This window comes from Pseudomonas moraviensis, from assembly GCF_900105805.1.
Taxonomy (GTDB): Bacteria; Pseudomonadota; Gammaproteobacteria; order Pseudomonadales; family Pseudomonadaceae; genus Aquipseudomonas; species Aquipseudomonas moraviensis_A.
In genome coordinates this window covers 5389447-5410489 of the sequence record NZ_LT629788.1, presented here as the reverse complement: position 1 = coordinate 5410489, position 21043 = coordinate 5389447, and the positions used below count along the sequence as shown (strand labels likewise).

Sequence of the window (21043 nt, the reverse complement as noted above, 5' to 3'; positions counted from 1 at the left end):
ACGCTCGTACCTCAACCCCGCCACTCTGGCGGGGCTTTTTTTGCCCGAAATAAACCGGCCCCCACCCCTTTCCTACAACCTGCGCTGACATCGGCCACAGGCCTGGTCCACTTCACGCCAATATTTTCCGTCGCCGGCCAACTAACCTCTGCTCAGGAAAGTTGCATCAACGCGCTCCGCTTATTTAATTCTTATCACTACAGCTTTCGAACGGAATCGATTATGTTCAAACCGACTATCGGCCCCATCGTGGGTCATGCCACAACTAATGAAGTTCGCATTTTCATGCGCGGCGAACAACAGGACAAGAAACGCGTATTTGCCGGAGTCCGCGCTCGCAAAGCGGGCGCGGAAAAATGGTCAAACAGTGTATTTGCACTTTTGAATCCAGCCAATGACATGTCGGGAGTACTGGTACTGCAGGATCTCGAAGCCGATTGCGAATATGAATACCAGGCCGGCTGGTTGAGTCCGATGAACCCGGTACACACGATCGACACGGTAGTGGAGTTCCCACTGCAATGGCCGCGACAGCTTTACTGCTTTCGCACCCGCACCCCGCAATCCAGCCAGCCACGAGCTTTTGTGGTCGGGTCGTGCCGCTATCTGCGGATCACCGCCGGCATCGCGACGTTACCGCAACTGGGCGACCGCATTTTCGGCTCGATCAATCAGCTCATTGAAAGCAGCCGGCCTCCCGTCAGTGCGGTGATCATGACCGGGGATCAAGTGTATGTAGACGATTTGAATATCATTGCACCGGATCGCGAAGCCAAAGACATCCTGAAGAAATATCGGACCGCATTTTCGCAACCCAATATTCAACGACTGATGGCCAATACATCGACTTACATGATGCTCGACGATCATGAAATTGAGGATAACTGGCCCGCCAATGCGAAAGCAGCGGACAAGGACTTATATCGCAATGCCATGGCCGCTTATGAACTATATCAAGCCAGCCACAGCCCGGTTTATGCATGTAACGGCAAGGGTCAGATAGACCGGGACAGCTTGAAACATTACTGGTACCAGTTCGGCGACAGCGATATTGCCTGGTTCGTCACTGACAGTCGCACCCGGCGCAACTTGTCGAAGGATGACCGACGCATTCTCGATACTGAGCAGGAAGAGGCGCTGCTTGACTGGCTGATCCACAACACGGCACGGGTGAAGTTTGTTGTGACCAGCGTGATGTTCTATCCCGACCGCAAGTTGAACGGTGACGATGCCTGGAAAGCATTCCCCGAACAGCGTCTGCGCTTGCTGGAAACCATTCGCACCCATCGGCTCAAGAACGTGGTGTTTGTCTCAGGCGATGTCCATGGCTCGCTGACCAGTCGCCTGACTCACAGCGAAGACGCCGATTTCGAAGTCCACACCATCGTGTCCTCGCCGCTTCACAACAGCAAACTGTTGCCCTATGCCAAGGCGTCGACGTTCATCCTCGATCAACCGCTGGTGCGCACGGCGGCCGGCGACTACCGGCACGACCTGACCAGTACAGTGGTGAGCCAGGACAACTTTGCGCATGTGGTCGTCGAGGCTGATCGGATCCTGGTCAAGTATCACGATCGTGACGGCAAACTACTGCAATCGATCAGTATGAAATTGCGTTGAACCCGCGAAAGATCGCAGCCTTCGGCAGTTCCTGCATGGACCTGCACTCCCGGTGAGGTTGCGATCTTTTGCTCATTTCAGTTGTGCACTGGAGAAATGTTAACTGCAGCCGACATATTCTTATAGCACTTGGCCTTCATCTCTCTTGTCAGTCGGTGCCGCAATGATGCAACCTTGCCGCAGCCAACAGACAAGAGGGCGAGAGCCCGGCGCATTCAGCATATTTCCAAGCGAGTTTCCTTCATGAAGAGCCAACCCGATGCCGCCAGCCGTAAGGCGGCCGAGGTAGTGACGCAGTTGCCTGTGCCCTCGCGGCTCGGCATGCTGCGTTTCGAGCGCCTGAATGAAGCGAGTTGGGCGATGCTGTTTCTCGATCCCAACTGCGAACGCCAATTCGGCCAGCCGGCCGTCGAGCTTTGCGCACTGGTCGGTTCGCCCTACGCCAGTCTGATGGAGCCGGAAGCGCGCTATCAGCTGCACGATGCGATCCAGCAACAGTTGAGCAATAACCCGCATTACGCCGTGCGCTACACCCTGCACACCGTCGCCGGTGCGTTGAACATCCTTGAGTTGGGCGAAGCCTATAAACAGCACAACCGGCACTTGCTGCGCGGCTATCTGCTGGCCGTCGACGACGTGTTCGACGAAACCCAGGCACTGCCTTCGGTCGATCTGGAAACCCAGAACTCGCGCCTGCAGATCGCGCTGGAGCTTAACCAGCGCGCCCAGCAGGAACAACTGCAGCATCTGGAACGCGTGCGTGCCCAGCAGGATCTGATTCTGCTGCTCGCGCGCCAGCGTTACAGCACGCACAACTCACTGCAGGAAGCCGCCGAGCTGATCACCCGCTGCGCCTGCGACATCTACGAGATCGACTGCGCCAGCCTGTGGAACCTCGAAGGCCAGCGGTTGCTGCCGATTTCCGCCTACCATCGTGCGACCCAGGAATATCTCCTGCCGGAGCCCATCGATATCAGCGGCTTCCCCAACTACATGGAAGCGCTGCACAGCAGCCGCGCCATCGATGCGCACAATGCGATGCATGACCCGCGTACCCGCGAAATGGCCGAGGCCATGCGTCCGCGTGACGTCAATGCGATGCTCGACGCCAGCATTCGCGTCGACGGCCAGGTGGTCGGCGTGTTGTGCCTGGAACAGACCGGCGCCACCCGCGCCTGGCAGTCCGACGAAATCGCCTTTGCCGGCGAGCTGGCCGACCAGTTCGCGCAAGTGATCAACAACCACAACCGCCGCACCGCCACCAGCGCCCTGCACCTGTTCCAGCGCGCGGTCGAGCAAAGTGCCAACGCCTTTTTGCTGGTCAACTGCGACGGCGTGGTCGAGTACGTCAACCCGAGCTTCACGGCGATCACCCAGTACACCACCGATGAAGTCCACGGCCAGCGCCTGTCGGAGTTGCCGGCACTGGAAAACCTCAGCGAGCTGCTGTTCGACGCGCCCTCGGCGCTGGCCCAGAGCAATAGCTGGCAGGGCGAATTCAAAAGCCGGCGCAAGAACCTCGAACCGTACTGGGGCCAGTTGTCGATTTCCAAGGTGTATGGCGACAACCGGGAGCTGACGCATTACATCGGCATCTACGAGGACATCACCCAGACCAAACTGGCGCAGCAGCGTATCGAGCGCCTGGCGTATACCGACAACCTGACCAACCTGGGCAACCGTCCGGCATTCATCCGCAATCTTGACGAGCGTTTCGCCCGCGACAGCGATGCGCCGATCAGCCTGTTGCTGGTCGACATCGACAACTTCAAGCGGATCAACGACAGCCTCGGTCACCAGACCGGCGACAAACTGTTGATCAGCCTTGCCCGGCGCCTGCGCAACAGCCTCAGCCCGAGTGGCAGCCTCGCGCGTTTTGCCAGTAACGAATTCGCCGTATTGCTCGACGACACCGACCTTGAAGCCGGGCAGCAGATTGCCAGTCAGTTGCTGATGACGCTCGACAAGCCGATGTTCGTCGACAATCAGTTGATCAGCGTCACCGGCTCCGTCGGCCTCGCCTGCGCGCCGCTGCACGGGCGCGATCCGCAGACCCTGATGCGCAACGCCGGTCTGGCGCTGCACAAGGCCAAGGCCAACGGTAAACACCAGTTGCAGGTATTCACTGAAGCGCTGAACGCCGAAGCCAGTTACAAACTGTTCGTCGAGAACAACCTGCGCCGCGCCCTGACCCAGAACGAGCTGGACGTGTTCTACCAGCCGAAACTGTGCCTGCGCAGCGGTCGCCTGCTGGGCATGGAAGCACTGCTGCGCTGGAACCACCCGGAGCGCGGCATGATCCGTCCGGACCAGTTCATCAGCGTCGCCGAAGAGACCGGCCTGATCATTCCGATTGGCAAATGGATCGCCCGTCAGGCCTGTCGCATGAGCAAATCCCTGACCGCCGCCGGCCTGGGCAATCTGCAAGTGGCAATCAACCTGTCGCCGAAACAATTCTCCGATCCGGATCTGGTCGCCTCGATCGCCAACATCCTCAAGGAGGAAGCGCTGCCGGCCAATCTGCTCGAGCTGGAGCTGACCGAAGGCCTGCTGCTGGAAGCCACCGAAGACACGCATCTGCAACTCGACCAGCTCAAGCGTCTGGGCCTGACCCTGGCGATGGACGATTTCGGCACCGGGTATTCATCGCTGAGTTATCTGAAGAAATTCCCGATTGACATCATCAAGATCGATCGCAGCTTCATCCATGAAATACCTGACAACCAGGACGACATGGAAATCACCTCCGCGGTGATTGCCATGGCCCATAACCTGAAACTCAAGGTGGTCGCCGAAGGCATCGAAACCGCCGAGCAACTGGCGTTCCTGCGCCGGCATCGTTGCGACGTCGGTCAGGGTTATCTGTTCGACCGACCGATTCCCGGTGACGAGTTGATCAAAGCCCTCAAGCGCTACCCGCGTGGGCCGCTGTGCCTCTAACCCCGCTACCCCATTCTCGCCATAACATGCCGTCCCCTGTAGGAGCTGCCGAAGGCTGCGATCTTTTGATCTGGTTTTTAGAAAGCAAAATCAAAAGATCGCAGCCTTCGGCAGCTCCTACATTGGGTAGTGATTAACTCGGCATCATTCGGCACACTGGCGGTCTGACCTTTTACCTCCAACCTGACTGAGAGGAACGATCATGGTTCTGCGCTCGGAAATTCTGGTGAACAAAAACGTGCTTCCAACCAAAGAACAAGCCCTGCCCGGCCGCGAAACCCCGATGACCCTGCCGGAAAAACATTTCGTTTTCGAAGAAACTCCGCTGCTCGGTCCATTCTTTCAGGACGTCGACTTCGCGATTTTCGGTCTCGGTTGCTTCTGGGGCGCGGAACGACGCTTCTGGCAGCGCGAAGGCGTGGTCAGCACCGTGGTCGGTTACGCCGGTGGCTTCACGCCGAACCCGACTTATGAAGAAGTCTGCTCCGGCCTGACCGGCCATGCCGAAGTGGTTCTGGTGGTGTATGACAAGGCCAAGGTCAGCTATGAAGAGCTGCTGGCAATGTTCTGGGAGCTGCACAACCCGACCCAGGGCATGCGCCAGGGCAACGACATCGGCACCCAGTACCGCTCGGTGATCTACGCCACCACCCCGGAGCAACTGGATGCTGCGTTGAAAAGCAAAGCCGTGTATCAGGCTGAACTGGCGAAGGCCGGTCTGGGTGTAATCAGCACCGAGATCGACCAGGCACCGACCGTGTACTTTGCCGAGGCCTATCACCAGCAGTATCTGGCGAAGAATCCGGAAGGTTACTGCGGCATTGGCGGCACCGGCGTGTGCATGCCTGCGAGCCTGGCAGCCAACTAACCCCTGAAAGCAAAAGATCGCAGCCTTCGGCAGCTCCTACAGGGAAACGCATTTCAACTGTAGGAGCTGCCGAAGGCTGCGATCTTTTGATCTTGCTGTTGATCAGCTCTCGGCAATCAGCCAATCCATCTGCCAGCCGCCCTGGGTCTGCCCCAGCTTCTTCGACAGCCACGGCAGCAACTCACGCAACTCTTCCTCCAGCCCCCACGGCGGATTGGCGATCGCCAGCCCGGAACCGTTCAGGCTGTTCGGCGTATCCAGCGGATGCACGAGCAACTCCACACGCAGCAGCTTCGGCGCACCCGTGCCGGCCAGATCCTGATAAAAACGCCGCAGTGCACGCTGATCCTTCACCGGATACCAGATCGCTGCTACGGTCTGGCGCATACGGCCGATGGCTTCTTTCATTGATGCCGCACAGCGCTGCATCTCGTCGAGCTGCTCGAAAGGCGGATCGATCAGCATCACCGCGCGCTTCTCCTGCACCGGCAACATCGCCCGCGCCACGTGCCAGCCCTCGCCCAGATGCACTTTCACCCGACGATCACCGGCCATGTTGTCCTTGAGCAACACACCGTCTTCGGGGTGTTTCTCGTTGAGCATCACCCGATCCTGCGGCCGGGTCAGACGCCGCGCCAGCTCGGGAGAACCCGGGTAGTAGCGCAACTGGCCATCCGGGTTCATCTCGTGCAGCACCTTCATGTAGTCGGCGGTCAGCGCCGGCAGGTCCGGCTGATCCCACAACCGCGCGATGCCTTCCAGGTACTCGCCGGTGCGATTGGCCTGATCGCCCTGCAAGTCATACAGACCAATGCCGGCGTGCGTGTCGAGATAGGCAAACGGCTGCTCCTTGCGCGACATCAGGGCGATGAGGCGGGTCAAGGTCAGGTGTTTGAACACATCGGCGTGATTGCCGGCATGGAAGGCGTGACGATAATTCATGGCTGCTCCTGCGAGGGCCGCAAAGTTTACCTTTTACCGGGCGGCAAGTCAGGGGTTCGCAGCCGAGCGGGCCTCAACATCAAAAGATCGCAGCCTTCGGCAGTTCCTAAATGGGATAGGCGCTCACTCTGCAGAAAGCTGCGATCTTTTGATCTTTTTCAGGCGGGTAAGCTGCGCAGGCGCTTGCCGATGACGTCCAGCACATCACAGCCATCGCGCAATGGGATGGCGCACAGCAGGGCGAAGTCGCTGAGGATCACGGAGTCGCATTCGATCGAGCCGCGCATGCACATGTTTTCCAGGACCTGGACCACAGCGCGGATGCGGTAGTTGGCAGCGTCCATAAGGATATCGAGAGGCACGTGAGTGTCGATGAACAGGCTGGGCATGTCGCTGCAATTGCCGGTGAGGGCCATGAAGCGGTTATCGGGGTGAGGGGTGATTTTTTCGTAAGGAGGATCAGTATGCATATTGGCCATTTTTGTCGTTCCATGATTGATTAACGTGAGCCGCCATCACACCTTCCTACGGGTTAGGGTGGCAGCTGTGCGCAGGAGTAGGAACCGAGCAATCATGGACCTCGGCCACGCCGAAGCGTGCCCCACGCACAGCCGCCGCGAACGATCTTACGGACTTGAACCAAGTGCCGCAAAAAGCCAACGAACTGTAACGTCATGAATGCGGGGATCCTTCGCCCTGTCACCACTCTTGCAGTGACAACGAAAAGACTATCCCTGCAACCCACCGCGCACCAGTTCATGAAAACCGCCGCAATTCGAAGGAAACGTCCGAAGCGTTTGCCCCGAAATTTCACTCCGCCTCTGCCAGCAAAAACTCCAGAAGCGCAGATCGTGACGAATCTTCCGACATCGATGATTTGAAAAACTGCCCGACCTTGCAGCGCAGCACCGCTTCGGGAAACCCCTCGAACACGGCCGGTTGCTCCTCGCCGAGCCATTGCAGAGCGTTCGCGACGCGTACGCTCTCATCAGTCTGTGCCAACACCGATTGAGGCACCTTCCACCACGGAAAGACTCGCCCCGAAACCAGCGCCCGGCCGCCGATTTCAACGGCTTTGCCATTGATCAAGCCTCGCGAAATCACCGGCAGCAACTGCGCCGGATTGACCTCATCGACCTGCAATAGAGGCAGCAGATACCGCCCATCCCAGAAGCGAAAAAACACTGGTTTACCGTCCGGCATCAGCACTTGAGTCAAGCTGCGGAAATGCTCGACCAGCGCTTCCAGATCCGCCGAAGACACCGCCAGCCACCCCCAGTCCCGCGAGTCGGTTTGTGCCACCCAACGTAAAAACTCACTGTCCGCTGCGACAATTCCCACGTAAGGCATCACCGCGTCCCACTCGGCATAAATCGTCTCGGCCCAGATCGGATCAGCCGTGCCCTGCCAGGCCGCAAAAACATCGGCATCACTGGCGCGGCTGAAAATTGCGAACAGTTGCTCCGACGCGTGCAGCGGCTGACGCGCCAGCCACTGTTCGGGCGTCAATTCTTCAGACTGCACAAACACCGTCCTTACAACGTTCACACTCTTCGCAGAACGGCGCATCGCCCTTGAAACTCATGATTTGTGCGGCGGTGAGGATGGCTGCCGGTGCGGCGAGTTTTTCCACCAGCCCCAGCGCCACTGGCGCAGCACTGGTCGCCAGCATCGGCGCGCCGCCCACGACAATCGGTACGCTGCTGAAAATCCCGCCGGGGCCGATATTGATCCACTGCCCGCCCGCCTGAATCGTAGCGCTCGCGCCGCCATCGATGACCACTTGCTGGCCCGCGCTGATATGGATCTGCGCAGAAGCGCTGGTCGCCTGGCTGTTAACCCGAACCTGCTGGTCGCCGAGTACGGACAAATGGTCATCCTGCCTGACCTCGGTCTGCCGCTGACCATGGGTGATGCGTTGCTCGTCGGCCTTGAGTTCATGGCGGGCAGTGCCGGCGACGACCACACTGCGCTGATTATCGACCTGCAGTTGCTGGTCGTTGAGTACGTGCTGGGTCCAGTTGCGCTGGGCACGCAGGTAGATTTCCTCGGCGCCCTTCTTGTCCTCGATGCGCAGTTCGTTATACCCGCCACCGCCGGGGCTGCTCTGGCTGCGGAAAATGCTGCGGGTCTTGTCCGCCGGCAGGTCCAGCGGCACCGGAGTCGCCGCATTTGGCAGGCAACCCATGACCAGCGGCTTGTCGGCATCGCCATCGATGAAGCCGACCAGCACTTCCATTCCGACTCGCGGAATCAACACGCTGCCGTAGTGATCGTGGGCCCAACCGGCCGCGACACGTAGCCAGCAACTGGAGTGCTCGTTCAGCTCGCCATCGCGATCCCAGGCCAGCTGGACTTTGACCCGCCCGTATTCATCGCAATGGATTTCCAGGTCTTTCGGGCCAGTGACAACGGCGGGTTGGTACCCGGACATACGCGGTTTTTCCGGCCCGAGCGCCGGACGATAGAACACGTCCCACGGTGTGGCCACGAAGGTATTGCGGTAACCCTGGAACGATTCGCCATCGCTGGTCACCGATTCCTCGAGCACCTGTGGCTGGCGGCCCCGGTGTTCAACGGCAGTGAGCAACCACAGATCATTCCAGTCGCTGCGCGGATGTTCGGTGAGCTGCAGGAAATGTCCGCAAACCAATGCGGATTCGTCGCTGCGGCCTTCGGCCTGACGGTAGTCAGCGACGTGCCGTTCCAGCGCTCGCCGCGCCAGGTGCTTGCCGGTTTCGCGATCATTGAATTGCCCGGGGAAGTGGTAGTCCTCCAGCACCGGACGTTGTTCGCCATCGCTGCGGCCTTGCAGAGACAGGCGTGGTCTTTCGAAATTGTAGTCACGCCGGGTGACGACACTGGTGCGGGTTTCCACGCGCACGTTGAAACGTTGAATCGCCGGCGCGCCAGCCGACATGCCGCTGCCCGGCAGATACAGCGTCGGCTCGGGCAGTTTCGGGAACACGGTCTGGTCGTCGCCGAAGACCAGCAAATGGCCTTCGGGGCTGTGTTGGAAGTGGTAATGAATGCCGACCTCGGCACATAGACGCTGGATAAAGGCCAGATCGCTTTCAGCGTATTGCACGCAGTATTCGCGCTCCGGGTATTCGCTGCCGAGGCGAAATTCAAAGGCATCGCGCAGGATCGAATGGTCCTTGAGAATCCGAGTGACGATTTGCGGCACGCTCTGGTGCTGGAAAATCCGTTGGTTGATGCGATGCCCAAGATACGTCAGACGCGGGACGAGGCTGAGGTGATAGCGTGTCAGACGCTTCGCGGAATCGCCCTGCCCGACCTGATAAATCTGACCATGAATGCCGGAACCCTGAGCATCGAAACTCAGAAACGCCTGACCATGCAGCAGGCTTTCCAGCTCCAGGTCCGGCCGCTCGCTGACCAGTTCCAGCTCGAAGCGAAAAGGCTGACTGATGGCCTCCCTGCCGGTGAATTCAAGGACCTTGAGGTCATGCTGGGTGCCTTCGAGGGTCAACGTGAAACGCGGTTGATTGGCAGGGGCGAACATCCGATGTCTCTCTGCAGAATGAAGGGCGGGCGATTCTGCATGAGGGGCAAGGGGGGATGAGCAGGTGACGGGAAATTCAGAATTGCCCTACGTGGTTTGCTGAAAGCCCTTCGGAACGTCACGCCTTTAACTACAGACATATCCCTTAAACTCACCCTCGTCCCACTGTAGGAGTGAGCCTGCTCGCGATAGCGGTGTCTCTGCGACATCGATGGTGAATGTCAGACCGCTATCGCGAGCAGGCTCACTCCTACAGAAGATCGCAGTGAACCGGAGAAATCACAGGCACAAAAAAACGGCCCGCCTCCTGTAGGAAACGGGCCGTTTTCGTGTGAGCCGGAGCTCAGCGCATTACTTGTTCAGGTGGAAATCCTTCTCCGCCGCTTCGAAGCGCTGCACCATTCCGGCTGTCGGCGCGCCGAGCTTGCTGACGATGTAGATGGCCAGGCTGGCGAAGATGAAGCCAGGGATGATTTCGTACAAACCCATCACTTCCCAGTGTTTCCAGGCTACAACGGTGATCGCGCCGACCAGGATACCGGCCAGTGCGCCGTCTCGGGTCATGCCTTTCCAGACCACCGAGATCAGCACAACAGGGCCGAACGCAGCGCCAAAACCAGCCCAGGCGTAGGACACCAGGCCCAATACGCGGTTATCCGGGTCAGCGGCCAGTGCGATAGCGATAAGTGCTACCAGCAGCACCATGGCGCGACCGACCCAGACCAGCTCGACCTGGGACGCGGTTTTACGCAGGAAGGTCTTGTAGAAGTCTTCGGTCAGGGCGCTTGAGCACACCAGCAACTGGCAGCTCAGGGTGCTCATCACAGCGGCGAGAATCGCCGACAGCAACACACCGGCGACCCATGGGTTAAAGAGGATTTTCGCCAGTTCGATGAACACACGCTCGTGGTTCTCGGTCACCGGGCCAGCCACCTCCGGGTGCGCCGAGAAGTAGGCGATACCGAAAAAGCCCACGGCCACGGTGCCGCCCAGGCACAGGATCATCCAGGTCATGGAGATGCGACGGGCATTGGCGATCGATTTCACCGAATCCGCCGCCATGAAACGCGCGAGGATGTGCGGCTGACCGAAGTAACCCAGGCCCCAGCCCAACAGCGAAATCACACCGATGAAGGTGGTGCCCTTGAGCATGTCGAAGTTGCTTGGATCGTTGGCTTCGATGGCCAGGAACGTGGTGTCGACGCCGCCGGTCGCCAGCAGCACGATGATCGGCGTGAGGATCAGTGCGAAGATCATCAGCGTGGCTTGTACCGTGTCAGTCCAGCTGACTGCGAGGAAACCGCCGACGAAGGTGTAGGCAATCGTCGCCGCCGCACCGGCCCACAGCGCTGTCTCGTAGGACATGCCGAAGGTGCTTTCGAACAGACGCGCACCGGCGACGATGCCGGAAGCGCAGTAGATGGTGAAGAACACCAGGATCACCACCGCCGAGATAATCCGCAGCAGGCCGCTTTTATCTTCGAAACGGCTGGAGAAGTAGTCCGGCAGAGTCAGGGCATCGCCGTTGTGCTCGGTCTGCACTCGCAGACGGCCGGCGACGAACAGCCAGTTCAGATAAGCACCGACGATCAGGCCGATGGCAATCCAGCTTTCGGACAGACCGGACATGTAGATGGCGCCCGGCAGGCCCATCAGCAACCAGCCGCTCATGTCGGAGGCACCGGCGGACAGTGCAGTTACCACGCTACCGAGGCTGCGACCGCCGAGAATATAGTCGGAAAGGTTGTTGGTGGAGCGATAGGCCATGAAGCCGATCAGCACCATTGCTGCGATGTAGATCACGAATGTGATCAAGGTTGGATTGCTAACGCTCATTAAGTTACGCCCTGGCTTTGTTTTTATGTAGCGGCGGTGGTGAACCGCTCGCAAACGACGACGTTTGGCAGACGATCCGGGATCCCGCGCATTTAAGACTGATGTTTCCCCAGGAAAGCCATCAGCCGGTACACCGGGTTATTCCCGGTTGCACCTTGGCGGCGAATGCTATGCAACAAAGCAAATAAGGTGCAACCAGTTTCGCCAGAATCAGTTGCACCTAGTCGGAATATTCGAAGACCAGCGTGTTTTTGCTCCCTTTTGTGGCAGTCGGCGCTCTTTGCTAGAAGCAAAAGCACCAAGCAGGAGCGGCACTTTCGTACCAGAAATTATTTCCTGACGAGCTGCGAATTATTCCGACAAAAAAAGGGTTGCACCCGGTTGCACCTCATTCGGCGCACGGCTAATCTTGCGGCCAGCTGATGCCACGCAACTGTGGCAACCATGAGGATAAAAATATGGCTACCACCACCCTTGGGGTCAAACTTGATGACCCGACCCGCGAGCGCCTCAAGGCTGCCGCAACCTCGATTGATCGCACGCCGCACTGGCTGATCAAACAGGCAATTTTCAATTACCTGGAAAAGCTCGAGGGTGGTGCAACCCTGACCGAGTTGAACGGTTTGACCGCCAAAGATGCCGATGACGCAGGCGAAGTGCAGACCGATCACGCTCACCAATGTTTCCTCGAATTCGCCGAAAGCATCTTGCCGCAATCGGTTCTGCGTGCCTCGATCACCGCGGCCTACCGCCGTCCTGAGCCAGAAGTGGTGCCGATGCTGATCGAGCAGGCGCGCCTGCCGGCTCCAATGGCCGAAGCCACCAATAAACTCGCCGCGACCATCGCGGAAAAACTGCGTAACCAGAAGAGTGCCGGCGGTCGTGCCGGTATTGTTCAGGGCCTGCTGCAGGAATTTTCCCTGTCGTCCCAGGAAGGCGTGGCGCTGATGTGTCTTGCCGAAGCGCTGCTGCGTATCCCCGACAAGGGCACTCGCGATGCGCTGATCCGCGACAAGATCAGCACCGGCAACTGGCATCCGCACCTGGGCAACAGCCCTTCGCTGTTCGTCAACGCGGCGACCTGGGGCCTGCTGCTGACCGGCAAACTGGTTTCCACCCACAATGAAGCCGGCCTGACTTCTTCGCTGAGCCGCATCATTGGCAAGAGCGGCGAGCCGATGATCCGCAAGGGCGTCGACATGGCCATGCGCCTGATGGGCGAGCAGTTCGTCACCGGCGAAACCATCGCCGAAGCACTGGCCAATGCGAGCAAGTTCGAAGCCAAGGGCTTCCGTTATTCCTACGACATGCTCGGTGAAGCGGCACTCACCGAAGTCGACGCGCAAAAATACCTGGCGTCGTACGAACAGGCGATCCACTCGATCGGCAAAGCGTCCCACGGTCGTGGGATTTATGAAGGTCCGGGCATTTCCATCAAGCTCTCGGCGCTGCACCCGCGCTACAGCCGTGCGCAATACGAGCGCGTCATGGACGAGCTGTACCCGCGTCTGCTGTCGCTGACCCTGCTGGCCAAGCAATACGACATCGGCCTGAACATCGACGCCGAAGAAGCCGACCGCCTCGAGCTGTCGCTGGATCTGCTCGAGCGTCTGTGCTTCGAGCCGCAACTGACTGGCTGGAACGGCATCGGTTTCGTTATCCAGGCTTATCAGAAGCGTTGCCCGTACGTGATCGACTACGTGATCGATCTGGCCCGTCGCAGCCGTCATCGCCTGATGATCCGTCTGGTAAAAGGCGCGTACTGGGACAGCGAAATCAAGCGCGCCCAGGTCGAAGGCCTGGAAGGCTATCCGGTCTATACCCGCAAGGTGTACACCGACGTTTCCTACATCGCTTGCGCACGCAAACTGCTGTCGGTGCCGGAAGTCATTTATCCGCAGTTCGCCACGCACAACGCCCACACCTTGTCGGCGATCTATCACATTGCCGGTCAGAATTATTACCCGGGCCAGTACGAATTCCAGTGCCTGCACGGCATGGGCGAACCGCTCTACGAACAGGTTGTAGGCAAAGTATCCGAGGGCAAGCTGAACCGTCCGTGCCGCGTGTACGCTCCGGTCGGCACCCACGAAACCCTGCTGGCGTACCTCGTGCGTCGTCTGCTGGAAAACGGCGCCAACACCTCGTTCGTCAACCGCATCGCCGACCAGTCGATTTCGATTCAGGAACTGGTGGCCGATCCGGTGGCGCAGATCGAGCAGATGGCGACCGTGGAAGGTGGTTTCGGTCTGCCGCACCCACGCATTCCGCTGCCGCGTGACCTGTACGGTGCCGAGCGTGCCAACTCCAGCGGCATCGACATGGCCAACGAACATCGTCTGGCTTCGCTGTCCTGCGCTCTGCTCGCCACCGCGCATAACGACTGGAAAGCCGCGCCGATGCTCGGTTGCGCGTCCAGCAACGAAACGCCGGTTGCCGTGCTGAATCCGGCCGATCACCGCGATGTGGTTGGTCACGTGCAGGAAGCCACCGTCGAAGACGTCGACAACGCCATTCAGTGCGCGCTGAACGCCGCGCCGATCTGGCAGGCCACGCCGCCGGCCGAACGTGCAGCGATTCTGGAACGTGCCGCGGACTTGATGGAAGGTGAAATCCAGCCGCTGATGGGCCTGCTGGCTCGCGAAGCCGGCAAGACCTTCGCCAACGCCATCGCCGAAGTCCGCGAAGCCGTCGACTTCCTGCGCTATTACGCAGTGCAGGCGCGCAACGATTTCAGCAACGACGCCCACCGCCCACTGGGTCCGGTGGTGTGCATCAGCCCGTGGAACTTCCCGCTGGCGATCTTCAGCGGCCAGGTCGCTGCGGCATTGGCTGCCGGCAACCCGGTACTGGCCAAACCTGCGGAGCAAACCCCGCTGGTCGCCGCGCAAGCCGTGCGCTTGCTGCTCGAAGCCGGGATTCCGGAAGGCGTGCTGCAACTGCTGCCGGGGCGTGGTGAAACGGTCGGCGCTGGTCTGGTAGGTGATGAGCGCGTCAAAGGCGTGATGTTCACCGGCTCGACCGAAGTCGCGCGCCTGCTGCAACGCAACATCGCTGGGCGCCTAGACAGCCAGGGCCGGCCGATTCCACTGATCGCCGAAACCGGTGGCCAGAATGCGATGATCGTCGACTCCTCGGCACTCACCGAACAAGTCGTGATCGACGTGGTGTCGTCGGCTTTCGACAGTGCCGGCCAGCGTTGCTCGGCCCTGCGGGTACTGTGCTTGCAGGAAGACTCCGCCGATCGCGTCATCGAAATGCTCAAGGGTGCCATGGCTGAAAGCCGCCTCGGTAACCCGGAGCGCCTGTCCGTGGACATCGGCCCGGTGATCGACGCCGAAGCCAAGGCTGGCATCGACAAGCACATCCAGGGCATGCGCGATAAGGGCCGCAATGTTTACCAGGTAGCGATTGCCGACAGCGAAGAGGTCAAGCGCGGCACCTTCGTCATGCCGACCCTGATCGAGCTGGAAAGCTTCGACGAACTGCAACGCGAAATCTTCGGCCCGGTACTGCACGTGGTGCGCTACAAGCGCAAAGAGCTGGATCAACTGATCGGTCAGATCAACGCCTCCGGTTACGGCCTGACGCTGGGCGTGCACACGCGCATCGACGAAACCATCGCCAAGGTGATCGACAACGTCAACGCCGGTAACGTCTACGTCAACCGCAACATCGTCGGTGCCGTGGTCGGCGTGCAGCCATTCGGCGGCGAAGGCCTGTCGGGTACTGGCCCGAAAGCCGGCGGTCCGCTGTATCTGTACCGTTTGCTGTCGACGCGTCCTAGCGACGCAATCGAGCAATCCTTCGCTCGCGGTGACGCCATCGTTGCCCCGGACGTGCGCTTGCGCGATGCCATGAGCCAATCGTTGAACGCTCTGAAAGCCTGGGCCGACAACAACAAGTTCGCCGACCTGAGCACCCTGTGCGTGCAATACGCAGCGCAATCGCAGAGCGGCATCACCCGCGTGCTGGCCGGTCCGACCGGCGAGAAAAACAGCTACGCGATCCTGCCGCGCGAGCACGTACTGTGCCTCGCGGAGGTTGAAGGTGATCTGTTGACGCAACTGGCCGCGGTGCTGGCGGTGGGCGGTTCGGCGGTATGGCCGGAATCCGAGCAGACCAAGGCCTTGTTCGCCCGTCTGCCGAAGGAAGTCCAGGCGCGGATCAAGCGCGTTGCCGACTGGAACAAGGACGAGGTGGTGTTCGATGCCGTGCTGCATCACGGCCATTCCGACCAGTTGCGCGGCGTCTGCCAGCAGATCGCCCAGCGCGGCGGCGCGATCGTTGGGGTTCAGGGTCTGTCCCAGGGCGAGACCAACATTGCCCTGGAGCGTCTGGTGATCGAGCGGGCATTGAGCGTCAACACCGCTGCGGCGGGGGGTAATGCCAGTTTGATGACCATCGGTTAAACCGCTGTAAACCCAGGCGACCGCAATGGTCGCCTGGTACGCAATACCCTGTGGGAGCGAGCCTGCTCGCGAAGACGGCGTTTCAGTCGACATCGATGTTGCCTGAGCCACCGCTTTCGCGAGCAGGCTCGCTCCCACAGAAGATCAAAAGATCGCAGCCTTCGGCAGCTCCTACATGGAACCGCATTCCAAATGTAGGAGCTGCCGAAGGCTGCGATCTTTTGCTTCTGCATCACGCTCATCAATCATCCTGTTCAGCCTTCATCAGCACACCTAGACTCGGCCCAACCCCAATCTCAAGGTAAGCCGCCATGTCCGAGACGCTGCTCAGTTCCCGCAATCTGGCTTTCGAGCTGTACGAAGTCCTTGATGCCGAGGGCCTGACTCGACGTGAGCGCTTTGCCGAGCACAATCGCGAGACTTTCGACGCCGCCATCGGCACCGCGCGCAGCATCGCCGAAAAGTATTTCGCCCCGCACAACCGCAAGGGCGACGAAAACGAGCCGCGCTATGAAGATGGCCAGGCCATTCTGATCCCCGAAGTGAAACCGGCGGTGGATGCCTTCCTCGAGGCGGGATTTCTCAACGCCGCACGCAGTTTCGAAGCCGGCGGCATGCAACTGCCCACCCTGCTGTCGCAAGCCTGCTTCGCGCACTTCCAGTCGGCAAACGCCGCATCGACTTCGTACCCGTTCCTGACCATGGGCGCAGCGAACCTGATCGAAAGCTTCGGCAGCGAAGAGCAGAAGCAGCGCTTCCTGCAACCCATGATCGACGGCCGCTTCTTCGGCACCATGGCCCTGACCGAGCCCCATGCCGGTTCGTCACTGTCGGATATTCGTACCCGCGCCGAGCCCGCATCCGACGGCACCTATCGTCTCAAGGGCAACAAGATCTTCATTTCCGGCGGTGATCATCCGCTCTCGGAAAACATCGTGCACATGGTCTTGGCCAAACTGCCCGACGCGCCGCCGGGAGTGAAAGGTATTTCGCTGTTCATCGTGCCGAAGTTTCTGGTCAACGACGACGGCAGCCTCGGCCAGCGCAACGACGTGCTGCTCGCCGGGCTGTTCCACAAGATGGGCTGGCGTGGCACCACATCTACCGCGCTGAATTTCGGTGATAACGGTGAGTGCGTCGGCTATCTGGTAGGCAAGCCGCACCACGGCTTGAGCTATATGTTCCAGATGATGAACGAAGCGCGGATCGGCGTCGGCATGGGCGCGGTCATGCTCGGTTATGCCGGTTACCTGTATTCACTGGAGTACGCACGCGAGCGGCCGCAGGGTCGGGTGCCGGACAGCAAGGATCCGACCACGGCGCCGGTGGCGATCATTCAGCACGCGGATGTCAGACGCATGCTGCTGACGCAGAAATCCTACGTCGAAGGTGCCTTCGATCTTGGCCTGTATGCCGCGCGGCTGTTCGATGACACCACGACGCTGGAGACCGAAGCCGAACGCAAGCAGGCGCATGAACTGTTGGACCTGCTGACGCCGATCGTCAAATCCTGGCCCTCGGAGTTCTGCCTGAAGGCCAACGAACTGGCGATCCAGATTCTTGGCGGTCACGGCTACACCCGTGAATACCCGGTGGAGCAGTACTACCGCGACAACCGCCTGAACCCGATCCACGAAGGTACCCACGGTATCCAGTCGCTGGATTTGCTCGGACGCAAGCTGGCGCAGAACGGTGGCGCCGGGTTGAAGCAATTGATTCGCCTGATCGCCAACACCGCGCAACGCGCGACCGCGTACGACTCGCTGAGCGCACTGCGCGAACCGCTGGAAAAACTCGTTGCCCGCCTGCAAACCGTGACCATCGGCCTGCTCACCGATCTGGCCCAGGGCAAGGTCAACAGCAGCCTGGCGAACTCGGCGCTGTACCTGAAAGTGTTCGGCCACGCGGTGATCGGCTGGCGCTGGCTGGAACAGGCAATTCGCGCTGAGGAAGGCCTGGCAAAAGGGTGTGCGGCGAATGTCGACTTCTATAAGGGCAAGTTGCAGGCGGCGCGGTACTTCCTGACGTGGGAAGTGCCGGGCTGCCAGCATGAGCTGGACTTGCTGGAGGCGCGGGATGATACGTGCCTGACGATGCGCGAGGAGTGGTTCTGATCCGAAAGCTGTTCAGTGCTTCAAACCCTTCGCGAGCAGGCTTGCTCCCACAGGGTTCGGTGGTGTTCACACACCCAGTGAATCACCACGATAACTGTGAGAGCGGGCTTGCCCGCGAAAGGGCCGGGGCTGACGACACATCAGCCCAGCGTGAATCCACTCATCTGCACGCCAGCAACCCGATCAACCCTGATTGATCGTCTTGGCAATGGTCTCGACCGTGGCGCTGACTTGCTCTTGATAACGGTCGAGTTCTTCTTTGTGTTGCTTCTTCATTTCAATCTGCTGCGAGCACAGATTCATCGCGGCCAGCACCAGCAAACGGTCGCCGATCAGCGTCGGGTATTTGCGCTTGGTGTCTTCCAGCGCGGCCTTGAGCATCATCGCCGCATCCAGCAGGGTCTGTTCTTCCCCGGCCGGTGCCTTGATCGAATAGTCCTCGCCAAGAATGGAGATGACTTTTACCCCTGCTGTGCCGTGGTTCATGCGCTGACGGGACCTGCGTTGACGCGATCGACCAGTGCCTGGATGCGCGCGGCGGTGGCGCCGTGTTTTTCTTCCTGCTCCATCAGGTTCAGTTGCAGGTTTTCGTTTTCATCCTTGGCCTGGGCCAGTTCCGTGGACAGGGTCTGGTTGGTCTGCAGCAAGGTCTGGTTCTGTTGCACCAGGTCGCTGACGAGCTGTTCCAATTGGCTGAGGGATGCTTCCAACATTTTGATCTTCCAAGCGTTTTTCAAAGGGCGCGTACGATAAAGAAAAGTCACCACGGATGCCAGGGTTAAACCGGCGCAAGGCCTTGATTTGCCTGGGTGGCGAAGCTTCTCGCGAGTTTAAAAGACTGTGATTGGTCGATCTGGTTCCTGCACTTCGTCGCTCAGGCGGGTCTGCGACAAATACGCACACCACCTCAAGACTTTAGTCGTATGACCGATAAGTCACCCATACAGCAGTCTCAGCCCGCATGGATGCGGCCCTTTTCGGTATCCGCCCATGTCCCTCCGCAATATGAATATCGCCCCACGGGCGTTCACCGGCTTCGCCCTGATTGGCGGCCTGATGTTGATTCTCGGCGTGTTTGCCCTGAACCAGATGAGCAAGATCCGCGCGGCCGGCGAAGACATCGCCACCGCCAGCGTGCCATCGATCAAGGCCCTCGACGAATTCACCCAGCTGACCCTGCGCCTTCGCGTGCTGTCCTACCGCTTGCTGATCAACCGCGAACCCGATGTGCAGCAGAAAACCATCGAACTGTTCGACCTGCGTAACCGCCAGATCAGCGATGCGCAGCGTGCATACGAGCCGCTGATCGAAGGTCCGCAGGAACGCGCGGCGTACGATCAGTACGTGCAGTTGCTGGCGCAGTACCGTCAGCTTGAAGAGCGCATGAAAACTCTGTCGCGCAACAATCAGGTCGACGAGTTGCGGCAGATGCTCAACAGCGATTTGCTGAGCAATTCGGAAGCGGTGAATACCGCGCTGGCGCGTTTGCTGGAAATCAACACCCAGCAGATCGCCGAAACCGATCAGGGCGCCAAGGATCAGTACTCGATGTCGTTCGATCTGGTCGTCACTCTGCTGGTGATCGCCAGCGGCTTGACCTTGCTGTTCGCCTGGCTGCTGACCGTGAGCATTACCAAACCGATTTCCAAGGCACTCGAAGCGGCGGAAACCATCGCCGAAGGCAACCTGACCCAGCCGATCCATGTCGATGGCGAAGATGAAGCCGGGCGCCTGCTGGCGGCGATGGCCAAGATGCAATCGAAGCTGCGCGACACCTTGCAGCGGATTTCCGGGTCGGCCACGCAGCTGGCCTCCGCCGCTGAAGAATTGAACAGCGTCACCGACGAAAGTGCTCGCGGCCTGACCCAGCAGAACAACGAAATCGAGCAGGCGGCCACTGCCGTCAACGAGATGACCAGTGCCGTCGAAGAAGTCGCGCGCAACGCGGTCAGCACTTCGGAAGCCTCGAAAAACGCCACCACTTCGGCGGGCGACGGTCGTGATCTGGTGCAGGAAACCGTCAGCGCCATCGAACGCATGAGCGCCGATGTGCAGAGCACGGCTTCGCTGATCGGCGACCTGGCCAATGAATCCCGCGACATCGGCAAGGTGCTCGACGTGATTCGTGGCCTGGCCGACCAGACCAACCTGCTGGCATTGAACGCAGCGATCGAAGCGGCGCGTGCCGGTGAGGCCGGTCGTGGTTTCGCCGTTGTGGCGGACGAAGTGCGCGCGCTGGCCCATCGCACCCAGCAGTCGACCAGCGAAATCGAACGCATGATCGGCAGCATCCAGAGCGGCACCGAACACGCCGTGGATTCGATGCGCAACAGCACCGAGCGCGCCGAATCGACGCTAAACATCGCCCGTGGCGCAGGGATGTCCCTGGACACGATCAACAGCGCCATTGTCGAAATCAACGAGCGCAACCTGGTCATCGCCAGCGCCGCCGAAGAGCAGGCGCAGGTGGCGCGGGAAGTCGACCGCAATCTGGTCAACATCCGTGATCTGTCGGTGCAATCAGCGACCGGCGCGAGTCAGACCAGTGCGGCGAGCAACGAGCTGTCGCGGTTGGCGCTGGATCTGAACAACATGGTTGGGCGGTTCAGCCTGTAAATTTTGAGATCAAGGTCAAAAGCCCCTCACCCCAGCCCTCTCCCAGAGGGAGAGGGGGAAAGGGAGCAGATCTCTGAGCTGTTCAAACCTGAGTTCGACTCAGGAACTTCAGGTCGATGTATCTCGCATGATCAACGCGGTCGGTCCCCTCTCCCTCTGGGAGAGGGCT

Annotated in this window: 13 protein-coding genes and 1 pseudogene; 7 read left to right on the top strand and 7 right to left on the bottom strand. The window is 59.8% G+C overall.

Going from position 1 to position 21043, the window contains the following annotated elements; translation table 11 throughout:
• Positions 1-222: 222 nt before the first annotated feature.
• From BLU71_RS24270 to msrA, 3 genes are all read left to right on the top strand, one after another.
• Positions 223-1620: an alkaline phosphatase D family protein gene (locus BLU71_RS24270; protein ID WP_083354053.1), complete on the top strand. Its 1398-nt coding sequence runs from the start codon at positions 223-225 to the stop codon at positions 1618-1620.
• A 243-nt stretch (positions 1621-1863) separates the two neighbouring features.
• Complete coding sequence (locus tag BLU71_RS24265) at positions 1864-4560, top strand: putative bifunctional diguanylate cyclase/phosphodiesterase (protein ID WP_042607750.1); 2697 nt, start codon at positions 1864-1866, stop codon at positions 4558-4560.
• Between the two features lie 202 nt (positions 4561-4762).
• Positions 4763-5428 carry a peptide-methionine (S)-S-oxide reductase MsrA gene (msrA, locus tag BLU71_RS24260; RefSeq protein ID WP_083354052.1) on the top strand — a complete coding sequence of 222 codons (666 nt, stop codon included), beginning with the start codon at positions 4763-4765 and terminating at the stop codon, positions 5426-5428.
• A 102-nt stretch (positions 5429-5530) separates the two neighbouring features.
• Here the strand turns inward: msrA and BLU71_RS24255 are convergent, their stop codons facing one another.
• The 5 genes from BLU71_RS24255 to putP form a co-directional block, all read right to left on the bottom strand.
• Positions 5531-6370 (bottom strand): 23S rRNA (adenine(2030)-N(6))-methyltransferase RlmJ, encoded by an 840-nt coding sequence (locus BLU71_RS24255; protein WP_016772007.1) that lies wholly within the window; start codon positions 6368-6370, stop codon positions 5531-5533.
• Between the two features lie 158 nt (positions 6371-6528).
• Positions 6529-6849, bottom strand: a complete 321-nt coding sequence (locus BLU71_RS24250; protein WP_083354051.1) for a hypothetical protein — start codon at positions 6847-6849, stop codon at positions 6529-6531.
• 331 nt (positions 6850-7180) lie between these two features.
• Positions 7181-7894 (bottom strand): DUF4123 domain-containing protein, encoded by a 714-nt coding sequence (locus tag BLU71_RS24245; RefSeq protein WP_083354050.1) that lies wholly within the window; start codon positions 7892-7894, stop codon positions 7181-7183.
• Complete coding sequence (gene tssI, locus BLU71_RS24240; RefSeq protein ID WP_083354049.1) at positions 7884-9896, bottom strand: type VI secretion system tip protein TssI/VgrG; 2013 nt, start codon at positions 9894-9896, stop codon at positions 7884-7886. Before tssI ends, BLU71_RS24245 begins: the two co-directional genes overlap by 11 nt.
• 351 nt (positions 9897-10247) lie before the next feature.
• The gene (gene putP, locus BLU71_RS24235; RefSeq protein WP_065615468.1) at positions 10248-11732 is read right to left on the bottom strand and encodes a sodium/proline symporter PutP; all 1485 of its coding nucleotides are present in this window, start codon (positions 11730-11732) and stop codon (positions 10248-10250) included.
• Positions 11733-12190: 458 nt separating this feature from the next.
• Here putP and putA point away from each other — a divergent pair, with 458 nt between their 5' ends.
• Both putA and BLU71_RS24225 read left to right on the top strand, forming a co-directional pair.
• Positions 12191-16144, top strand: a complete 3954-nt coding sequence (putA, locus tag BLU71_RS24230) for a trifunctional transcriptional regulator/proline dehydrogenase/L-glutamate gamma-semialdehyde dehydrogenase (RefSeq protein ID WP_065615467.1) — start codon at positions 12191-12193, stop codon at positions 16142-16144.
• Positions 16145-16455: 311 nt separating this feature from the next.
• Positions 16456-18258, top strand: a complete 1803-nt coding sequence (locus tag BLU71_RS24225; protein ID WP_064363213.1) for an acyl-CoA dehydrogenase — start codon at positions 16456-16458, stop codon at positions 18256-18258.
• Between the two features lie 183 nt (positions 18259-18441).
• On the opposite strand, the gene BLU71_RS24220 is transcribed toward BLU71_RS24225, so the two are convergent.
• Together BLU71_RS24220 and BLU71_RS24215 are read right to left on the bottom strand one after the other, a co-directional pair.
• Positions 18442-18744 (bottom strand): cell division protein ZapA, encoded by a 303-nt coding sequence (locus BLU71_RS24220; RefSeq protein ID WP_064363216.1) that lies wholly within the window; start codon positions 18742-18744, stop codon positions 18442-18444.
• Positions 18741-18971 (bottom strand): hypothetical protein, encoded by a 231-nt coding sequence (locus tag BLU71_RS24215; protein WP_016772015.1) that lies wholly within the window; start codon positions 18969-18971, stop codon positions 18741-18743. The genes BLU71_RS24220 and BLU71_RS24215 overlap by 4 nt, the downstream gene beginning before the upstream one ends.
• A 277-nt stretch (positions 18972-19248) precedes the next feature.
• Between BLU71_RS24215 and BLU71_RS28240 the strand changes: the two are divergent.
• Both BLU71_RS28240 and BLU71_RS28235 read left to right on the top strand, forming a co-directional pair.
• Positions 19249-19971 (top strand): annotated as a pseudogene (locus BLU71_RS28240) (MCP four helix bundle domain-containing protein); the annotation flags it as partial.
• Between the two features lie 30 nt (positions 19972-20001).
• Complete coding sequence (locus BLU71_RS28235) at positions 20002-20874, top strand: methyl-accepting chemotaxis protein (protein ID WP_371919857.1); 873 nt, start codon at positions 20002-20004, stop codon at positions 20872-20874.
• Positions 20875-21043 lie beyond the last annotated feature (169 nt).